Here is an 18,889-nt window from a genome sequence, read left to right as displayed (position 1 = left end):
AAATGCCATTGGCTTTTTGACCAATGGAACTCACCATGCCCCTGCTCACTGCCTTGCTTCTTGCCATCTGCGCCACCGTTGCCCATGCGGCAGGCGCCCCGACGCTGAGCGATATCGCCTACGGCACTGACCCCGATCAACGCTACGACCTCTACCGGCCGGCGACCAGCGACAACGCTCCGCTCATCCTGATGGTCCATGGCGGCGGCTGGCGGCGTGGCGACAAGGACATGAGTCGCGTCGTCAACAACAAGGTCGACCGCTGGTTACCGCGCGGCATCGCCTTCGTTTCGATCAATTACCGCATGCAGCCCAAGGCACAGCCGCTGGAACAGGCGCGCGACGTGGCACGGGCGCTGGCCGACGTGCAGCGAAATTGGCAAAAATTGGGTGTTGACCGCAGCAATATCGTTTTAATGGGCCATTCGGCCGGCGCCCACCTGATCGCGCTACTTGGCGCCCGCCCGGAACTGCTGACCGAGGCTGGCGCTCAGACACCGCGAGGTTTCATCCTGCTCGACAGCGGCGCGCTCGATGTGCCGGCCATCATGAATGCCAAGCATTTCCGCCTGTACAACCGGGCTTTCGGCAACAACCCGGCCGATTGGATAGCAGCCTCGCCGATTCACCATCTGCAGCAGGCAACGCCGCCGATGCTTGCCGTCTGCTCCAGTCGCCGCGATGACGCCTGTCCGCAGGCTCGTGCTTTCGTCGCTCGGGCGCAGCATGTGGGAACACAGGCCGAAGTCCTGGCGCTCGACAAAACGCATGGTGAAATCAACAGCGAGCTCGGCGAAGCGACAGATTACACCGTCGCCGTCGAAGGCTTTCTTGGCCGGCTATCGCCACAGCTGGCCGAACGCCTGCGCTAACCCTGATTCAGGAGCGGCGTTCCTGCGGATTCCACGAAAACAGCGCCCGCACCACGTTATTCAGGCGGGCAAAAGCGGTCTCAATAGACGGCGTGTGCGACACCGGTCTGGTCTGCGGATTCCAGGCAAACAAGGGGCGGAGCGTTTCACCAAGAGCACGAGCGCCAGCCAGGGCACTGCCGGTCGCCAGTTGGAGCAGCAACGCCGAACGCTCGGCAAACAGTCCGTGCAGACGGCGAATTTCTGCAGCACGAAGCTCACGCGCTTGACGTTCAATGGTCGGGATGTCGATGGGGGTCATGATTCACTCCTTATTTGTTGCAACGCAACATTGCACAAATCGAAGTCTAATTGCCGTCAATTCGAATAACAATTAGGCTTACTGGCAAAACATTTGTGAATTTTCATCCATAATAAAATCATGGATCGCGCCGCCGAAATGACCGCTTTTGTTCGCACCGTGGAAACCGGCGGATTCTCCGCGGCGGCCCGGGAAATGGGGCTGACCCCGTCGGCGCTGTCCAAACTGGTCACTCGCCTGGAAGACCGCCTCGGCGCCCGCCTGCTCACCCGGACGACCCGCCGCCTGCAGCTAACCGTCGAAGGCGAGGCCTTCTTCAACCGGGCCCGGCCGATCCTCACGGCAATGGACGAAGCCGAGGCCGAAGTAGCCGAAGCCGGCACCCATCCGCGCGGCCTGCTGCGCCTGCATTGCGGCTCTGCCTTCGGCATGCACCAATTGACGCCGGCCATCCCGCGTTTTCTCGAAAAGCATCGAGACATCGAGCTCGAAGTCACCATCAACGACGTACCGCCGGCTCCGGCCGATGACCATTTCGACCTGACCATCCGCATCGGCGCGCTCGACGACTCCTCCAGCGTGGCCCGCCGCATCTGCAACCTCGAACGCGTCATCTGCGCTGCCCCGAGCTATCTCGAACGCTTCGGCACGCCGCGCACACCGGACGACCTGCAACAGCACAACTGTCTGTGGATCACCACCCTGCCCGCCTTGCGCCGCTGGCCCTTCGATACCAACGACGGCATCCGGGTCGTCCATATCGGCGGCAACGTCGTCGCCAACAATGCCGAAACGGTGCTGCAACTGGCCGTCGCCGGCGTCGGCATCACCCGCCTGACCGATGTCATCGTCGGCCAGGCCATCCGCCGCGGCGCCCTGGTCCCGATTCTCACCGACTGGCACCACGTCGAACCGGTCCCGCTGTTCGTCACCTACCCCAGCGGCCGCCACCTCGCGCCCAAGGTCCGGGTCATGGTGGACTTTCTCGTTGAAGAGTTCGGGCGCGCGCCCTGGCGGGTGTAGGCGTCCCGGCTCGTATCCGGCCGCAAGGCGCCAACGGGTGGACTTTTTCGAGTTCCACGGTCAACCGGAAAAAACACCCAAATTTCAAAAGGCAGCCAACACCCCATGTTCCAGGCAACCCCTCCCCTCCGATCCAAATGGACTATTGCACAGAACAACCAAACGCGAAAAAATGCCAACATCAACGTTTATGCATTCTGGCTCAGGCCACCCAACTCTTCACGAGGATTCCAATGAACTCCATCAAAAAAGCAATCTGCATCGCAGCGATCGCTGCCAGCGCAGGTGCTCAAGCCAACGCACCCATCGTTATCAGCGAAGTAGAGTCCAACGATACTATCGCCACTGCTCAGGACCTTGGTTCGTTAGTTAGTGGATCCGAAGTGAATGTGGTTGGCCTTCGCTTTGACTTCCCTCCGTTTCTGAACAGCTCAGTCGATTACTACAAGTTCTCGACTGCCAGCACACTGAACTTCACCTTTTCAGTCGCCACGCTTACTGGCCCAGCCGGCGAGAACGACCCCATGGTCGGCCTGTTCAGCAGCACCGGTAATCTGATCGACATGAACGACGACATTAGCGACGACAATTATGACTCGCACCTGACGCGCAGCGTCTCTGCCGGAACCTACTACGTCGCCGTCACTGGCTACAATCTGGCCCAAGATTTTTCCGGGACCGGCGATAAAAACTGGCCTTACACTCTCACCATTTCAGCGGCTCCTGTTCCTGAACCTGAGTCCTACGCAATGTTCTTGGCCGGTCTGGGCATCATTGGCGCGGTTGCGCGCCGCAAAGCCGCCTGATCAGGCCTTCTGCCTGAAAAAAAGCCCTTCGGCTTGCCGAAGGGCTTTTTTTCGTCCGACGTATCGGAGCCAGCCACGCTGGCTGATAGAGATCAGGACCAGATACGCGTCGCGCCAACCGTCAGCAGTCCAAGATAGGTCGCCGTCAGCGAACCGGCCAGATGCACCGAGGCGAGGCCAATGGCCCAGGCGGGCTGACCGGCCAGCAGGCGCTCGACCACTTCGGCTGAGAAGGTCGAAAACGTGGTCAATCCGCCGAGAAAGCCGGTAATCGCGAACAGCTTCCAAGCCAGCGGAAAATGGGTGTTGAGGTGAAAGATGCCGACTGCCACCCCGATCAGGTAGCCGCCAATCACATTGGCCGCCAGGGTACCAAGCGGCAAGGCGACGAATAGCGGATTGAGCGCCAAGCCGAGAAACCAGCGCGACCACGCGCCCAGGGCTGCACCAAAGCCGATAGCCAGGAAGTTGAGCGCGGAAAGGTTATGCAATGCAGACATTCCGTGAATTTTAGCGGTTTATGGGCCCCAACCGTTAAAATGGCGAGATTGAAATCAGAGGTTTTACCGTGAGCAGCCCCAACCAGCCCGCCAGCACCCCGGCCCCCGCCGCCAATTTCATCAAGAACATCGTCGAAGCCGATCTCGCCGCCGGCAAACACGCCCAACGCCGCTGGGCTGGCCATCCTGGCACGGCTGCCGACCACACCGCAGCGCCGCTCGATCCGGCCAAACTGCGCACCCGCTTCCCGCCCGAGCCGAACGGCTACCTGCATTTCGGCCACGCCAAGTCCATCCTGCTCAATTTCGGTCTTGCCGAGCAATACGGCGGCCGCTGCCACTTGCGTTTCGATGACACCAATCCGGAGAAGGAAGACCAGGAGTACGTTGATTCCATCATCGATGCCGTCAAATGGCTCGGCTGCTCATGGGAGAACGACGGCGAAACCAACCTCTACTACGCCTCGAACTATTTCGACTGGATGCTGCAATCAGCCGAGGCCTTGATCAGCGCCGGCCACGCCTACGTCGATAGCCAGTCAGCCGACGAAATGCGCGCCAACCGCGGCACGCTGACCCAGCCCGGCAAGAACTCGCCCTTCCGCGACCGCTCCGTCGCCGAGAACATGGATTTGTTCAAGCGCATGCAGGCCGGCGAGTTCGCCGATGGCGCCCACATCCTGCGCGCCAAGATCGATATGGCCGCGCCGAACATCAACCTGCGCGACCCGGCGATTTACCGTATCCGCCACGCCACGCACCACAACACCGGCGACAAGTACTGCGTCTATCCGATGTACACCTTCGCGCATCCGATCGAGGATGCGCTGGAAAACATCACCCATTCGATCTGCACGCTTGAATTTGAAGACCAGCGCCCGTTCTACGACTGGCTACTCGAGCGTCTGGCCGAAGCCGGCCTGCTCCAGCGCCCGTTGCCGCAGCAAATCGAGTTCTCGCGCCTCAACCTGACCTACGTAGTTTTGAGCAAGCGCAAGCTCATCCAGCTCGTTGATGAAAAGCACGTCAGCGGCTGGGACGATCCGCGCATGCCGACCCTCGTCGGCGCCCGTCGCCGCGGCTATTCGGCCGGCGGCTTCCGCCTGTTCATGGAGCGCGTTGGCGTTACCAAGAACGACTCGCTGATCGATTACGTGCTGTTCGAAGACGCCATGCGCGAGGTGATGAACGAATCCGACCTGCGCCGCATCGCCGTACTCGACCCGGTCAAGCTGATCATCGACAACTACCCGGCCGACCAGGTCGAGGAGTGCCACGCGCCGAATCACCCGCTGCACCCGGAACTCGGCCAGCGCACCGTGCCTTTCAGCCGCGAATTGTGGATCGAGGGCGAAGACTTCATGGAAGTCCCGAGCAAAGGCTTCCGCCGTCTGTTCCCCGGCAACATGGCCCGTCTGCGCTACGGCTACGTGGTCGAATGCACCGGCTGCGACAAGGATGAAAACGGGAAAATTACTGCGGTGCACTGCAATTATTTGCCCGAAACCAAGTCCGGCACGCCGGGTGCCGACAGCGTCAAGGTCAAGGGCAATCTGCACTGGGTCTCTGCCGCCCAGTCCTACGCCGCCGAAATCCGCCTCTACGAGCGCCTGTTCAAGGTGCCCGCCCCCGGCGCCCGGCGCGAAGGCGATGCACCAGACCTGGAGCGCGATTTCCTCGACGACATGAACGCTGATTCCGCCCGGACCATTACCGCCCAGCTCGAAGCCAGCCTGCGCGAAGCCAAGCCGGAAGAACGTTTCCAGTTCGAGCGCCACGGCTACTTCGTCGCCGACCGTGTCGATTCGAAGCCGGGTGCCCCGGTCTTCAACCGGGCCGTCACGCTCAAGGATTCGTGGGGCAAGGCGAGCTAAGGCCATGGCAGGAGGATGGGGCTGCCCGCACGAGATCAATGATCATTGTCTCAAGATCAATAATCTGCCGTGCGATCCCGGCATGAAGGGTTGCGAGCTTTACGGGCGCTACCGCTTCGCCGACGAGAGCAAGAACACGCGCTACTGGGAAAAGAAGGGGCGCGCTGACATGCCCAAAGCCGCCCCCGACCAGCCCGCCAAAGACGGCCAGCCGGACTGAGCCATGCCCCGCGACGTCGAACAACTCGGCCAGGTCTTCACGCCGCCCAATGTGGTGGCCTTCATGCTCGATCTGTGCACAAACAAGGGGCGGACGCTCGAACCGTCGGCCGGGGACGGCGCCTTCTTCAACGAGTTGAAGGCCCGGCAAGCCGATTGCGTCGGCATCGAGGTCGACCCGCGCGTTGCCCCGGAAGGTGCTCAGGTCTGTGACTTTTTCGCCTACCCGCTCAGCGAGCAGTTCGACAGCATCATCGGCAACCCGCCCTATGTTCGTTTTCAGGATGTCACGGTCAACACGAAAAAACGCCTGAAATCGGAATTATTCGATGCGCGCAGCAACCTCTTCCTGTTCTTCATCGAAAAGTGCATCCGCCACCTCAAACCGGGCGGCGAACTGGTGTTCATCGTGCCGAGAGAGTTCATCAAGCTGACCGCCGCCCGCAAGCTCAATCGCTGGCTGTTCGAGCAGGGCAGCATCACGCATTTCTACGAAACTGGCGATGTTCGCGTTTTCGACGGTGCCACGCCCAACTGCTGCATCTTCCGCTTCGAAAAAGGCCGCACGGACCGCCGCATGGCCGATGGCCGCTGCTTCGTCGAGGCCGATGGGCAGTTGATGTTCCTGCGCGATGATCACAGCCTGCGCTTCGCCGACGTCTTTTCAGTCAAGGTCGGCGCCGTTTCCGGGGCTGACCACATCTACACGCACCCCAAAGGCAACATGGAATTCGTTTTCTCGAAGACCGTGGAAACCGGCGAAACGCGGCGCATGCTGTACGGCATCAAGCATCCGCACCTCGACAAGCACAAGGATGAACTGCTCGCCCGCCGCGTCAAGGCCTTCGACGAGCGCAACTGGTGGCAGTGGGGCCGCGCCTTCCCGGTCAGCGAACTGCCGCGCATCTACGTCAATGGCCGGACGCGCAAGCCGGAACCTTTCTTCCTGCACGACTGCCACAGCTTCGACGGCGCCATCCTCGCCCTGTTCCCCAAGAATACGCGGATCGCCCGCCGCGACCTGATCGAATGCACGATGATGCTCAACAAGGAAGTCGACTGGCAGCAGCTCGGCTTCGTCTGCGACGGCCGCTTCCTGTTCACCCAGCGCAGCCTGCAGAATTGCCTGCTGCCGGAAAAATTCTCCCGCTATTTACCGTCTGAAAAGCACAAGGACGTCGCATGACCTTCATCAAGCAACTGGCCGCCGCCTGGCAAAAGAACAACTCGCTGCTTTGCGTCGGCCTCGACCCCGACCCGGCCAAGTTCCCGGCCCACCTCAAGGGCCGCAATGACGCGATTTTCGAGTTCTGCGCCGCCATCGTCGACGCCACGGCCGACCTCGTCTGCTCCTTCAAGCCGCAGATCGCCTACTTCGCCGCCCGCCGCGCCGAAGACCAGCTCGAAGCGCTGATCGCCCACATCCACGACAAGCATCCCGGCATCCCGGTCATCCTCGATTCCAAGCGCGGCGACATCGGCTCGACTGCCGAGCAATACGCCGTCGAAGCCTTCGAGCGCTACCAGGCCGACGCCGTCACGGTCAATCCCTACATGGGCCGCGACTCGGTCGATCCCTATCTGGCCTACCCGGACAAGGGCGTCATCCTGCTCTGCCGGACCTCCAACCCGGGCGGCTCCGACCTGCAGTTTCTCGATGTCGGCGGCGAAAAACTCTACGAACGCGTCGCCCGTCTGGCCTCGCACGAATGGAACACCTCCGGCCAGATCAGCCTCGTCGTCGGCGCCACCTTCCCGGCCGAGATCGCCCGCGTCCGCGCCATCGTCGGCGACGTGCCGCTGCTCGTCCCGGGCATCGGCGCCCAGGGCGGCGACATCGAAGCCACCGTCAAGGCGGGTCGCACGCAAAATGGAACCGGCTTGATGATCAATTCGTCGCGTGCCATTCTCTATGCCGGCAAGGACGAAGGCTTTGCCACAGCCGCCCGCCAGGTGGCAATCGAAACCCGCGACGCCATCAATCAATACCGCTAAGGAAAACTGCCATGCGCATGGACGACCAACGCGAAAGCGACAACCTCGAAGACCGCCGCGGCAGCGGTGGTGGCGGTGGCTTGCGTCTGGGTGGCGGCCGCATGGGCCTGGGCACCATCGCCATCGCGCTGGTCGCCAGCTATTTTCTCGGCGTCAATCCACTGACCGTGCTCAACATGCTGAGCGGCGGCGGCATGCCGGCCATCGAGCAAAGCTCACCTGAAGCACGGCGCCCGCCGGCCGATGACCAGATGGCCAAATTCGTCTCCAAGGTGCTGGCCTCGACCGAAGACACCTGGAACGAAGTCTTCCGCGCCAACGGCCGCCAGTATCAGGAACCCAAGCTCGTGCTGTTCACCGGCGCCACGCCGACCGCCTGCGGCACCGGCCAGTCGGCCATGGGTCCGTTCTACTGCCCGGGCGACCAGAAGGTTTACATCGACCTCGCCTTCTATCGTGACCTCAAGGATCGCTTCAAGGCACCCGGCGAATTCGCCCAGGCCTACGTCATCGCCCACGAAGTTGGCCACCACGTGCAGAACCTGCTCGGTATCGCCGACAAGGTGCATCAGACCAAGCAACGCGTCAGTGAGCGCGAAGCCAACGCCCTCTCCGTGCGCATGGAACTGCAGGCTGACTGCTTGGCCGGCGTCTGGGGCAAGCGTACCGACACCATGAAAAACGTGCTCGAACCTGGCGACCTCGAAGCCGCCCTGACCGCCGCCTCGGCCATCGGCGACGACCGCCTGCAGCAACAAGCGCAGGGCCGCATCGTCCCGGAGAGCTTTACCCACGGCAGCTCGGAGCAACGCGTCCGCTGGTTCCGGAAGGGCTTTGAAACCGGCGACATGAACCAGTGCAACACCTTCAAGACCGACCGCCTGTAAGCCGGGCGGCCGCTTGACCGAGACAACGCCCGGCAAAAAAGCGGTGCCACGCTGGCGCCGCTGGGCGCTTGAAGCGCTCATCTTCGTCGTCCTGTTCGCTGCCTTCCAGGCCTGGCAGATGCGCAACACGCCGCACGGCCCGGCGCCGCAGTTTGTCGGACAGCAGATCGATGGCCAAGCCTTCGACCTGACAATCTGGCGCCAGCAGCATCCCGGCCAGGCGCTCTTGATCTACTTCTGGGCCGACTGGTGCGGCGTCTGCAAAGCCAACGCCGGCACCATCAGCAGCATCAACGCCGACTGGCCGCTCATCACCATCGCCATGCAGTCCGGCCCCACGGAAAAAGTCGCCGAAACCGTGCGCCAGCGCGAATACGCCTGGCCGACCATCGCCGATCCGGCCTCCGAAATTTTCCGGCAATACGGTTTCCAGGGCGTTCCAGCTTTCGTCATCGTCGGCCCCGACGGCAATATCAGCAGCACCGCAATGGGCTACACCAGCGAAATCGGACTGCGCCTGCGTTTGTGGTGGGCCAGCCGGAGCCACTCATGAAAATCACCCGCTTTGCCCTCGCCCTGCTGTTGGGCTACGCCGCCAGCGCTTTCGCCCTGCCCAAACATGCGCCGGTCCCGGGCGGCGTCGCCGTCATCGATCTCGGCCCGGCCAGCCAGACGGTCCCGACCGCCCGCTGGGGTGAACAGCAGATTGCCGTCGTCCGCGACAACGGACGCTGGTTCGCCCTGCTCGGCATCCCGCTCGGCACCCTGCCCGGCGATTTCGAAATTAGCGTTTTTTTCGGGTTGACCGTAGCAACCAAGCAAATCAGCGTCCAGATAAGGAATTACCCGGAACAGCGCCTGACCATCAAGGACAAGCGCAAGGTCGAACCCAACCCGGACGACCTTGCGAGAATCGAGCGCGAGAAAAAAATCACCGAGGCCATCAAGCGCCACTTTTCCGGGACACCGCCAGCCACCGATTTTTCCCTGCCAGCCAAGGGGCCGCTCTCATCACGCTTCGGCCTGCGCCGCATCTTCAACGGCCTGCCACGCAACCCGCACGCCGGCCTCGATGTCGCCATCGGCACCGGCGCACCGGTCACCGCTCCAGCCGACGGTGTCATCGCCAACGTCGGCGATTATTTTTTCAACGGCAACACCGTTTTCATCGACCACGGCCAGGGGCTCATCACGGCCTACATGCACCTTTCGCGCACCGATGTGCGCGCCGGCCAGACCGTCAAAAAGGGAGAACCGCTGGGCGCCGTCGGTTCCACCGGCCGTGTCACCGGTCCACACCTGCATTGGGCCGTGATTCTCAACAACACCCCGGTCGATCCCGAACTGTTCCTCTCCCGGCCGTAAACGCAAACAGGCGACCGAAGCCGCCTGCGCGCTGGCAAGAACCACTAAACCTTGGGCTTGGCCGGCGTACTCATCTGTTTTTCATCTTTCGCCTTGTCACCACACGCCAGGGCAGAAACGCTGGTCAGTGCAAACACCGCAGCGAGCAATGCAGAAATCAGTTTGGTCATCATGGGCTCCTTTCAAAAAATTGCAGGAGTTTGATCAATTTGGCCAGACATGGTTCATTACGCAACGTGCAAGAACAAACCATTCACCTCCACGCTGCCGCCCCCAAAAAACCGCCTGAAGGCCAGCCCTGCAATGGCTGCGGCGTGTGCTGCGCGCTGGAAACCTGCCCGGCCGCCCGCCTGCGCTTTCTAAAAATAAAGGGGCCGTGCCCGGCACTACAGTGGTCAGATGCAGAACAACGCTATCACTGCGACTTTCTAGTCAATCCGCGAACTTACCTCGGCCTGCTTCCGGCAAGCGTCGAACCCTTTGCCCAACGACTGCTCGCCCGCTGGATCGCGGCCGGCCAAGGCTGCGACTGTAGCGCCGACGTTCAGCCCTGAGCTACGGCTGCGGTCAACGCCATTTCCACGCGATATTTCGGATTGGCCAGTCTGGCCTGCACACAGGCGCGGGTCGGAGCGTGGCCGTCCGGCACCCAAGCATCCCAAACCGCGTTCATCGCATCGTAATCGGCCATGTCTGCCAGGTAGATCGTCACCATCAACAAGTGCGACTTGTCGCTGCCGGCCTGAGCAAGCAGCCGGTCGACGCTGGCCAGGAGGTTTTCGGTCTGGGCGGTAACGTCGGCATCAAGGTTGGCCGGCACCTCGACAAGATAAACTGTGCCAGCGTGAACAACGCTGTCGGAATAGCGGCGAGTCGTGCCATAACGTTGAATCGACATTTTCAATCCCTGAAAAAGTGAAGCCCATGCTGTTCAGGCACGGGCTTCGTTTACTGCGACCCCGGCTCTTTCGGCTGGGGCATTCGGCTATTCGCCGTTACGGAGTACTACACGGTAATCTCAAGAAAACTTCTATTGAATACGGCCATAGAATCTCCAGCAGCGTAGCGGGCACTACCACTTCATGCCGGGCTTGCTACAAACCACAACACGAATTCAGCTTATCACTCCGGCAGAAAAAAGCTAGCGAGTTAACGCCTGAAAATCACATTTCCGCCGGGTGGTACTTTCGACAAAGGGACGTAACCGACGGCCCCCGGCGTAGCCAAAACATGGGCCACAACCGCATCGACATCCGGCAGCACAAGGGGGGGCGCGCCTTTGCCAACATAACGGCGAACCAGCCAATAGCCGGTGTACTGCTCCTCACTCTGCCCCATGATCGTTGCCAGAAATCTTTCGCGCAACGGATGTCCGGCCGGGTAATTGATCGGTGTTGCCGCCTGCTCGCCAATGGATACCACTCGCCCGGTATAAAGCCGTTGCAGGGTAGACTGCTCCGTCTTGGGAAGGCCACCATAAGCGATGAAGGCAAGCGCCTCCTCAGCCTGGGCGAGAGCCGGCAAGCACGCAAACAGGAGGAAAAGAAGAATACGGCGCATCAAGCCGCTCAGAAGGTGAAATTGTAGGAAAGAGAAAAGACGTTGATAGTCTGGTGCGAACTATCACTGCCCGAAGGCGCATCGACCAGACTGGATGCGACCCCGGTATTAGCCTGCGACCATTCGGCCTTGAGCAGGGCACTCGGTGTCAGCCGATAGGTTGTCCCAAGCGCCACGGTCGATTGATCGTAGGGAATGATGATGTCAGCAAAAAACTTTTGGGATGCCACGTAGGGAGCCGGTACAACATTGCCATTAATTGCCTGATATTTGGCTAGTGCCGAATCCTTGGATTTCGCTTTGGCGTAATAGACATAGGGCGTCCACGCGCCCATCCGCTTCGACAAAGAAAGGTAGGCCCCCCAGCGATTCAGGCCCTCGCTGGAACTATCGATCTTGATCCGGGCATACTCGCCGCTCATCTTGATATCTGCCGGCAAAAGGACGCTTGCCCCGACAGTAAACAGCGGAATTACGACCTTGTCGTCACCACCATTTCCAAACTGATAAATGCCGCCAACGTTGACGATCGGCATCCCGATCTTCGCACCATCCCTCGATGCCTCAACACGATGTGCTCCGATACGAAAAGTATTCTCCAGGCTCCGGGCCATCAGGACCAAGCCAGTGCTCTTGATGTTGTAAGTAAGAAACCAGCTTCCGGGCGAGCGCTGTTCGGGCGTCATTTCTCGCCCGTAATATCGCCAATTTGTCTCAACCTTACCGGCATAAACTTCAGCAATCCAGTCCATGCTCTCGCCAAACCAGGTCTTGCTGACCCCCAGCCCCACGAGGTCGGTCAACGGTGAAACCGAGTACACCTCTTGCGGCAGCCTGGCGAAATCGAAGGTTGCTCCCACGTCGTGATTTTCCGTGTTGAGCATCAACGGCAGGCGAATCTTGCCGGCACGAATCAGCCAGTCGTCACTGGGCCGCCATGAGATAAAAGCCCAGGCCAGCGAAGCCTGCCAGTCGGTGTCACTGTGATCGGAGGGGGCCACTTTGGCCTGAATAGTGGCGCTCCACTGTGGCGACAAGCGGGCATCGAGCTGGCTACCGAGAATGGTGTCGCGTTTAAAAGTGCCGCGATTGTCGATAAAACGCTGGTAGTTGTAGGATTGATCGGACACGGCAAAACCAACGGTTCCAAAGCCGGACCAAGTCAAATCGACCGCCTGTGCCGGCAGTGCCAGCGCAGCCAGAAAGGGCAGCAGCCCGATATTGGGAAGTTTGGGCGACATCATCAATAGCACTTGTTTGTCATGACAAATTCACTCGTCCGCCAGCTTGATCGCAATCTCGGCAAATGAAGCCTCCAGGGCAATGAAGGCATCGATCAGCAATGGGTCAAAATGTTTGGCGCGGCCTTCACGCAGAACATCGGCCGCTTCGGCATGGTCAAAAGCACGCTTGTAGGGACGGCGGGAACGCAGCGCATCGTACACATCGGCAACGGCCATCAGTCTGGCCGGCAAGGGGATGGCCTCGCCCGCCAGTTGATCGGGATATCCGCAGCCATCCCACCGCTCGTGATGGCTACGGGCGATCTGCGCGGCGTAAAGCAGCATCAGATTTTCCTCCCCGAGTTCATGTTGCGAGCGCAACAGCATACCTTCACCCTTGATGGAATGCGTCTTCATGATTTCGAACTCTTCCGGCGTATGCCGGCCCGGCTTGAGGAGGATATGGTCGGGAATGGCGATCTTGCCAATATCGTGCAGCGGCGCCGCCTTGGCGATCTGGTCGATATGCTCCGGTGTCAGGAATTCGCGATCGCGCTCCTGCTTGCTCAGGTATTCGGCGAGCAGCCGGACATAATCCTGGGTCCGCCGAATATGGTTGCCGGTGCACTCGTCGCGAAATTCGGCCAGCGAAACCATGACGCGAATCGAAGCCTCCTGGAGACGCAGGACTTCGTTGACCCGGCGCTCGACCTCGCTTTGCAGCCAGGCGCTCTTGTCCTCAAGAAAAGTTTGCCAAGTCCGTATTTGGAGATGGGTCCGCACCCGCGCCAGGACAACGGATGGCGCAATCGGTTTGCGGATGAAGTCGACAGCCCCCATGGCCAGGCCATACTCCTCGTCGTCCGCTCCCGCCTTGGCGGTCAGGAAGATGACCGGCACCGCCGCTGTCACCGGGTCAGCCTTCAGGCGCTTGCAGACTTCGTAGCCGTCCATGTCCGGCATCATGATATCGAGAAGGATCAGGTCAGGCTGGGCACTCGCCGCCAGTTCCAGGCCCTTGGCGCCGCCGTTGGCCAGCTTGACCTTGTAGTGGGTACGCAGCAACTGATTGAGCAGGCTGAGATTGGCCGGGGTATCGTCGATCACCAGTATCGTTGCATTATTTCTCATTACTGTCCGCCCCCACCCTGATTTGCGTTATCCAGAATATGCAGCGCCTCATCAAAATCCCATTGTCCAATAGCGTGATCAATGGCCGCCACCTGCCGCGGTGAATACACCCCGACCAAACGCCCCTTGTTCATGCGCCATATTTCTTCGGCCTCGCCGTCGCCCCCACCCAGCTGCTCGCGCAACAAAGCAAGCACCACCTCAATCGGCCGATCATCGGCGGCGGCTACCGAATCCGACAAGCTGACCGGCATCCGTTCAAGGCCAACCAGCAAGGGCTGCAATTGAGCATCGACTTCAGCTATTTCACCGAAGGGCTCGACGACGCCACCTTTAATGACATTTTCAAGATCATACAGCGCGGACTGCAAACGGCCCATGGCGAACGTGCCGGCCAACCCCTTGAGCGAATGGACCTGACGCTGCGCAGCCTCAAGATCACCGCTGACCAGTGTCGCATCCAGCCGGTCGGACCAACCATGACAATCTTCGGCGAAACGGCGCAAAGTTCGCGCCAGAAACGGCAGACGACCTTCGAAGCGCCGCAAGAGTACCGCCGATTCGATTTGCGGAATGGCTGCAATAGCAGCGATGAAAGCCCGATCTGCCTCTCCCGAATCCGCCGGAGGCAGGGTATGCCCCAGCAAGCCGCGCCAATAGGGTTGCACCATGGCCAGGAGTTCTTCCGGTTCGAAGGGCTTGGCGATATAGCCATTGACCCCTTTCGCCAGCCCGTCTTTCATGCCCTGCCCGGCGACGTGCGCCGTCATCGCAATAATCGGCAAATCCTGGAAACGCTCCTCTTCGCGCAAGCGACGGGTTGCTTCCCGGCCATCCATAACGGGCATCTCGAGATCCATCAAGACCACCGCGTAGTGGCCAGCCCCCTCGTTGGACAAGATATCGAGCGCAATTCGCCCGTTGGCCGCGACATCGACGCTTGCCCCCCAGCCCCTGAGGATTTCTCCGGCAACCTGCTGATTGAGTTCATTGTCTTCTACCAGCAGTATCGACATTCCCTGCAGACAACCAGGATGGGGGATGAGGTGTTCGAGCCTGGCCATCGGCTCCATCTCCATTCCCGAGCCAAAAATCCGGCGCAGGACATTTGGCAACAGGGGTTTCTGAACCACATCAGCCACCCCCGTGTGGTCGACCTCCTGGCGCAGCAGGGAAGCATCGGCCACCGAAACAACGAGTGTCCGGGCCGGCAAAGAAATTCCTCGCGAGTGCAGCGCCTCTATCAGCTCACCGCCAGACATGTCGGGCATCAGCCAATCAAGCAACAACAAGTCGTAAGCCCATCCGTCATTACTCGCTCTCGTCAGACGTGCCAAGGCATCCAGCCCCCCCGGCGACTGATCGACGGCGGCGCACCCCATCGCCAGCAGCATGGTCGCCATGCTCTCCCGGGCCGGCGGGTAGTCGTCAACAACGAGCGCCCGCTTGCACTCGATCAGTGCTGCAGCCTCACTGTTTTCCTCGCGGGATGGCTCCAGCGGCAACTGCATGGCGAAATGGAAGACAGTGCCGCGGTCAACCTCGCTTTCGACTCTAATTTCACTACCCATGGCCGCCAGCAGCCGCTTCGAAATGGCCAATCCCAGCCCCGACCCACCGTAGCGCCGGGTTGTCGAGCCATCGGCCTGGGAAAACTCCTGGAACAGACGACCGATCTGTTCTGCAGTCATCCCGATGCCCGTGTCTTCAACCCGACAGACAATGGTCGACGACAGCTTGTCGCTCGACCGTTCGCCGACGATCAGACGAACATGACCGGTTTCAGTAAATTTGACCGCATTGGATAGCAGGTTGATCAAGACCTGCCCGAGTCGCAACGGATCGCCTACCAGGTGCTGCATGTTCCGGGTTGGCTGAAAATCGAGGATCAGCTCGATATGCTTTCCCTCGGCCCGCTGCTGCACCATGAAGAGTGCGTTCTGGACAACCAGCTCGAGATCGAAGGGAACGGCCTCCAGCGCCACCTTGCCGGCTTCGATTTTCGAAAAGTCGAGGACGTCGTTCAAAATCCCGAGCAGCGAGCGGGCTGCCGTGTGAATCTTGGAAACATAGTCGTGCTGCCTTGGCGGCAGGCCGGACTTGAGGGCCAGGTAGGCCATGCCAAGAATCGCATTCATCGGCGTCCGGATTTCATGGCTCATGTTGGCCAGGAAAATGGATTTTGCTTCGGCCGCCACTTCAGCCCGCGCCCGGGCCTGACGCAAGGAGCGCTGGACCAGTTCGCGTTGTGCGATGTCAGCCTCGATGGCCGCCGCCATGCTGTCGATGGTCGCGGCCAGGGCCTGGACCTCCTCAACCCCCTTGAGGTCACCGACGCGCTCGCTGAATGACTTTTCGGCCAGCGCCGTTGCCGTCCGGTGCAAGGCAGTCAGGGGTGCCAACAGATGCCTTTTCAGGTAGCCATAACTGAGCACCATGACGACGCCGGCAGCAAGCAGCAGGAGCAGAGCGGCAACGATCCAGCGCAGCAGATGCTCGCCGGCCCGCCCCAGATTTTTTGTCGTTCGCTGGTCAACCTGGTTGGTCAGCTCATCGACCGCGATAGCCAATTCGGCCCGCAGCTTCAAATAGCGCGCCTCATGCAGCAAGGCGTTGGCAAAATCGTGCTGCGGCTCTGCCTCCGATACAAATTCGCGTTTTACCGGATCATACAAACCCTGCGTCGCAGCAAAGGCAATCTGCTCGACTTGCTTCATCTGGTCGGTGATCTGAAATACCCGGCGGAGGACAGTCACCTCTCCCGCGTCGAATCCAAGCAGACTGGTCCGCTCGGCCAGCGCGACACCGGCACCAGTGGGGGGCGGCACATAGGCCATCGTTCCGCCGATGACCTGCTCCCAGAAGGTTTCCGGTACGGAATCCGGGGCTTTCTTCGTACCCTCGCGGATGGCCAGAATGTCGTAGTAATAAATAAGGTAGCGCGGATTGGCCGTACTAACGTAGGAGCTGACCAGCCGGCTGAGCAAATCGACCTCGTGGCGCACCGAGCCCATGAGCGCCATCGAATCCTGGCGATGCTTTGTCGCATCACGGGCGTCGTCGTACGCCGAGAGCGCACCCAGCGTCGCGCCGGCGATCAGGGCAAGCACCCCGGCCAGTGCGATCAATACGCTGAAAAAGGCTTTCCGCAGGTTCATTTAAACAAAACGCAACGAGGCAGCACGGCCCCCTTCGCAAATCCGGAAGCGAAGGCAACAACGAAAGCCTCTGAATGCCCTCCCTGCGTATATTTTTCCAATTTGCATCATATTCCAGTTTGCATATATTTTGGCATTTCGATTCCCTGCTCTGCATGCTTCGATTGGCCAAAGGCGGGCTATCATTCAGAATAGCGACATTCCCCCTCCCCTTAAGCCTTAAGGTCCATGGACAATCTGATCAAGGACACTGCAACGCTGGAGCTCTTCTGCTGGCTCGAACCGGGCGCCGAGCTGCCGGGCTGGGACATTCTCAAGGGCAGCCCCTTCGGCGGCACACTGGCTTCCCCCGAAGGCGGGGCGCCGACGCCCGGCGACCAGTTGCTGTCGGTGCAGAATTATTTTGCCGAATACCATCTTGAGTATTTCCGGCAACGTCGCTACAACCATTTCCCGAGCCGCCTGCATGCCCTGCTCCAGTTCGCCACGCGGACCGATGCGACGACCTTCCGCATCAAGCACCCACAAAAGGTCTTCGGCAAGAACCTGGCTTGCTCGCGCACCAAGGGCGCCTACATCTGCTCCTTCCATGACGCCAGCTGGCTCGACTATCTGCGCCTGCCGCACAGCCTGTCGCTCAGCGCCCTCGACGAAGTGGCCGACCACTACTGGTCGGGCCGCACCGTCGAAGAAATCGGCCTGACTTTCATGAATGAGCCGTGGCAGGAACCGCCGGTCATCGAGGCGCTTTACCAGGGCGCCCTCGAGCCAGTCTGGGGCCACGAACAATCCGGCTGGCTGCCCGGGTTTCGATAGGAAATACCATGCGTCGCATCGCCATCATCCTTGCCGTCATCGTCATCATCGGCCTTGGCCTGTTCTTTTTCACCCGCCCGAAACCGATCCCGGTGGTGCTCAAGGAGGTGGCCGAAGGCAAGGTCGAGGCAACACTGGCCAACACCCGGGCCGGGACCGTCGAGGCCTGCCAGCGTACCAAGCTGTCGACGATCATCGGCGGGCGCATCGAATACCTTGGCGTCAAGGAAGGCGACAAGGTCAAGAAGGGGCAGTTGCTGCTCAAGTTGTGGAACGACGACCAGCAGGCGCAAAGCGCGCTGGCTCAGGCGCAGATCACGCTGAGCGCCAAACGCAGCGAAGAAGCTTGCATTGCTGCGGTCAACGCCGAAAAAGAGGCAAAACGGCAATCCGAGCTGCGCGTCAAAGGTTTCGTTTCGACGAGCAAGGAGGAAGCGGCGCGCACCGACGCCGAGGTTCGCCGCGCCGCCTGCACGACGGCCAAGGCTGACGTTGCCCAGGCCGAAGCCAAGTTCAGGGCAACCCGTGTCGAGCAAGGCCGTGTCGCGCTCTACGCACCGTTCGATGGCATCGTCGCCAAGATCGTCGGTGAACTCGGTGAATACTCGACGCCCTCGCCGCCGGGCGTACCGACGCCACCGGCCATCGACCTGATCGACGATTCCTGCCTCTACGTCAAGGCGCCGATGGACGAGGTCGATGCGCCGAAGATCCAGGTCGGCCAGCCGGTACGTATCACGCTCGATGCCCTGCCCGGCAAAATACTGCCCGGCAAGGTGCGCCGGGTGGCGCCCTATGTTTCCGCCGTCGAAAAGCAGGCGCGAACGGTCGACATCGAGGTCGATTTCGAAAAACCGGCCGAGGCTGGCAAGCTGCTCGTCGGCTACAGCGCCGACGTCGAGATCATCCTCTCCGGCCGCGACCAGGTGCTGCGCATCCCGACCGCCGCCATTCAGGAAGGTGGCAAGGTGCTGGTTTTCAACGCCGATAGCGGCAAGCTCGAAGAACGACTGATCAAGGCTGGCCTGGCCAACTGGGAATACACCGAGATTCTCGAAGGGCTGAGTGCCGGTGAGCGCATCGTTACTTCGCTCGACAAGGAAGGCGTCAAGGCCGGCGCCAAGGTGACGCCGGACGAAAAAACCAAGGCGAACTAGGC

The 18,889-nt window shown here is 60.6% G+C and carries 21 protein-coding genes; 13 read left to right on the top strand and 8 right to left on the bottom strand.

Annotated features, from left to right (window positions below; translation table 11 throughout):
• The first annotated feature begins 35 nt into the window (after nt 1-35).
• Entirely contained in the window at nt 36-872 is an 837-nt protein-coding gene (locus tag KI610_RS03340; RefSeq protein WP_226497276.1) for an alpha/beta hydrolase, read from the top strand.
• 7 nt (nt 873-879) lie between these two features.
• On the opposite strand, the gene KI610_RS03335 is transcribed toward KI610_RS03340, so the two are convergent.
• Nucleotides 880-1,173 carry an RSP_7527 family protein gene (locus tag KI610_RS03335; RefSeq protein WP_226497275.1) on the bottom strand — a complete coding sequence of 98 codons (294 nt, stop codon included), beginning with the start codon at nt 1,171-1,173 and terminating at the stop codon, nt 880-882.
• 120 nt (nt 1,174-1,293) lie between these two features.
• Here KI610_RS03335 and KI610_RS03330 point away from each other — a divergent pair, with 120 nt between their 5' ends.
• Together KI610_RS03330 and KI610_RS03325 are read left to right on the top strand one after the other, a co-directional pair.
• A complete protein-coding gene (locus KI610_RS03330) occupies nt 1,294-2,196 on the top strand; it encodes a LysR family transcriptional regulator (protein WP_226497274.1) in 903 nt (300 codons plus the stop codon).
• A 233-nt stretch (nt 2,197-2,429) separates the two neighbouring features.
• Entirely contained in the window at nt 2,430-3,002 is a 573-nt protein-coding gene (locus KI610_RS03325) for an FxDxF family PEP-CTERM protein (protein WP_226497273.1), read from the top strand.
• 92 nt (nt 3,003-3,094) lie between these two features.
• Here KI610_RS03325 and crcB read toward each other — a convergent pair whose 3' ends face one another.
• A complete protein-coding gene (gene crcB / locus KI610_RS03320; RefSeq protein ID WP_226497272.1) occupies nt 3,095-3,502 on the bottom strand; it encodes a fluoride efflux transporter CrcB in 408 nt (135 codons plus the stop codon).
• A gap of 68 nt (nt 3,503-3,570) precedes the next feature.
• Between crcB and KI610_RS03315 the strand changes: the two genes are divergently transcribed.
• The 7 genes from KI610_RS03315 to KI610_RS03285 are packed head-to-tail and all read left to right on the top strand — an operon-like array spanning nt 3,571 to nt 9,842.
• A complete protein-coding gene (locus tag KI610_RS03315) occupies nt 3,571-5,376 on the top strand; it encodes a glutamine--tRNA ligase/YqeY domain fusion protein (RefSeq protein WP_226497271.1) in 1,806 nt (601 codons plus the stop codon).
• Between the two features lie 4 nt (nt 5,377-5,380).
• On the top strand, nt 5,381-5,596 hold the full coding sequence (locus KI610_RS03310) for a hypothetical protein (protein WP_226497270.1): 216 nt from the start codon (nt 5,381-5,383) through the stop codon (nt 5,594-5,596).
• A 3-nt stretch (nt 5,597-5,599) separates the two neighbouring features.
• A complete protein-coding gene (locus KI610_RS03305; RefSeq protein ID WP_226497269.1) occupies nt 5,600-6,781 on the top strand; it encodes an Eco57I restriction-modification methylase domain-containing protein in 1,182 nt (393 codons plus the stop codon).
• Entirely contained in the window at nt 6,778-7,590 is an 813-nt protein-coding gene (gene pyrF, locus KI610_RS03300; protein WP_226497268.1) for an orotidine-5'-phosphate decarboxylase, read from the top strand. The genes KI610_RS03305 and pyrF overlap by 4 nt, the downstream gene beginning before the upstream one ends.
• An 11-nt stretch (nt 7,591-7,601) precedes the next feature.
• Nucleotides 7,602-8,477 (top strand): KPN_02809 family neutral zinc metallopeptidase, encoded by an 876-nt coding sequence (ypfJ, locus tag KI610_RS03295; protein WP_226497267.1) that lies wholly within the window; start codon nt 7,602-7,604, stop codon nt 8,475-8,477.
• A gap of 13 nt (nt 8,478-8,490) precedes the next feature.
• Entirely contained in the window at nt 8,491-9,030 is a 540-nt protein-coding gene (locus KI610_RS03290) for a protein disulfide oxidoreductase (RefSeq protein WP_226497266.1), read from the top strand.
• A complete protein-coding gene (locus tag KI610_RS03285) occupies nt 9,027-9,842 on the top strand; it encodes a peptidoglycan DD-metalloendopeptidase family protein (RefSeq protein WP_226497265.1) in 816 nt (271 codons plus the stop codon). Before KI610_RS03290 ends, KI610_RS03285 begins: the two co-directional genes overlap by 4 nt.
• A 44-nt stretch (nt 9,843-9,886) precedes the next feature.
• Here KI610_RS03285 and KI610_RS20005 read toward each other — a convergent pair whose 3' ends face one another.
• Nucleotides 9,887-10,015, bottom strand: a complete 129-nt coding sequence (locus KI610_RS20005) for a hypothetical protein (RefSeq protein ID WP_264179173.1) — start codon at nt 10,013-10,015, stop codon at nt 9,887-9,889.
• 27 nt (nt 10,016-10,042) lie between these two features.
• On the opposite strand from KI610_RS20005, the gene KI610_RS03280 reads away from it, so the two are divergent.
• A complete protein-coding gene (locus KI610_RS03280) occupies nt 10,043-10,396 on the top strand; it encodes a hypothetical protein (protein ID WP_226497264.1) in 354 nt (117 codons plus the stop codon).
• On the opposite strand, the gene KI610_RS03275 is transcribed toward KI610_RS03280, so the two are convergent.
• The 5 genes from KI610_RS03275 to KI610_RS03255 form a co-directional block, all read right to left on the bottom strand.
• Entirely contained in the window at nt 10,387-10,740 is a 354-nt protein-coding gene (locus tag KI610_RS03275) for a RidA family protein (RefSeq protein WP_226497263.1), read from the bottom strand. The two genes, KI610_RS03280 and KI610_RS03275, sit on opposite strands and share 10 nt — an antisense overlap.
• 251 nt (nt 10,741-10,991) lie before the next feature.
• Complete coding sequence (locus KI610_RS03270) at nt 10,992-11,402, bottom strand: hypothetical protein (protein ID WP_226497262.1); 411 nt, start codon at nt 11,400-11,402, stop codon at nt 10,992-10,994.
• Between the two features lie 8 nt (nt 11,403-11,410).
• The gene (locus tag KI610_RS03265) at nt 11,411-12,646 is read right to left on the bottom strand and encodes a hypothetical protein (protein ID WP_226497261.1); all 1,236 of its coding nucleotides are present in this window, start codon (nt 12,644-12,646) and stop codon (nt 11,411-11,413) included.
• Nucleotides 12,647-12,673: 27 nt separating this feature from the next.
• Complete coding sequence (locus tag KI610_RS03260; protein WP_226497260.1) at nt 12,674-13,756, bottom strand: response regulator; 1,083 nt, start codon at nt 13,754-13,756, stop codon at nt 12,674-12,676.
• Nucleotides 13,756-16,914 (bottom strand): hybrid sensor histidine kinase/response regulator, encoded by a 3,159-nt coding sequence (locus KI610_RS03255; protein WP_226497259.1) that lies wholly within the window; start codon nt 16,912-16,914, stop codon nt 13,756-13,758. Before KI610_RS03255 ends, KI610_RS03260 begins: the two co-directional genes overlap by 1 nt.
• Before the next feature lie 228 nt (nt 16,915-17,142).
• On the opposite strand from KI610_RS03255, the gene KI610_RS03250 reads away from it, so the two are divergent.
• Together KI610_RS03250 and KI610_RS03245 are read left to right on the top strand one after the other, a co-directional pair.
• Nucleotides 17,143-17,730, top strand: a complete 588-nt coding sequence (locus tag KI610_RS03250; RefSeq protein ID WP_226497258.1) for a hypothetical protein — start codon at nt 17,143-17,145, stop codon at nt 17,728-17,730.
• An 8-nt stretch (nt 17,731-17,738) separates the two neighbouring features.
• Nucleotides 17,739-18,887: an efflux RND transporter periplasmic adaptor subunit gene (locus KI610_RS03245; protein WP_226497257.1), complete on the top strand. Its 1,149-nt coding sequence runs from the start codon at nt 17,739-17,741 to the stop codon at nt 18,885-18,887.
• The last annotated feature ends 2 nt before the right edge of the window (nt 18,888-18,889 follow it).

This window comes from Ferribacterium limneticum (assembly GCF_020510565.1).
Classification (GTDB): Bacteria; Pseudomonadota; Gammaproteobacteria; order Burkholderiales; family Rhodocyclaceae; genus Azonexus; species Azonexus limneticus_B.
Note: the sequence above shows the minus strand (reverse complement) of the source record. Positions and strands in the feature narration are given on the sequence as shown.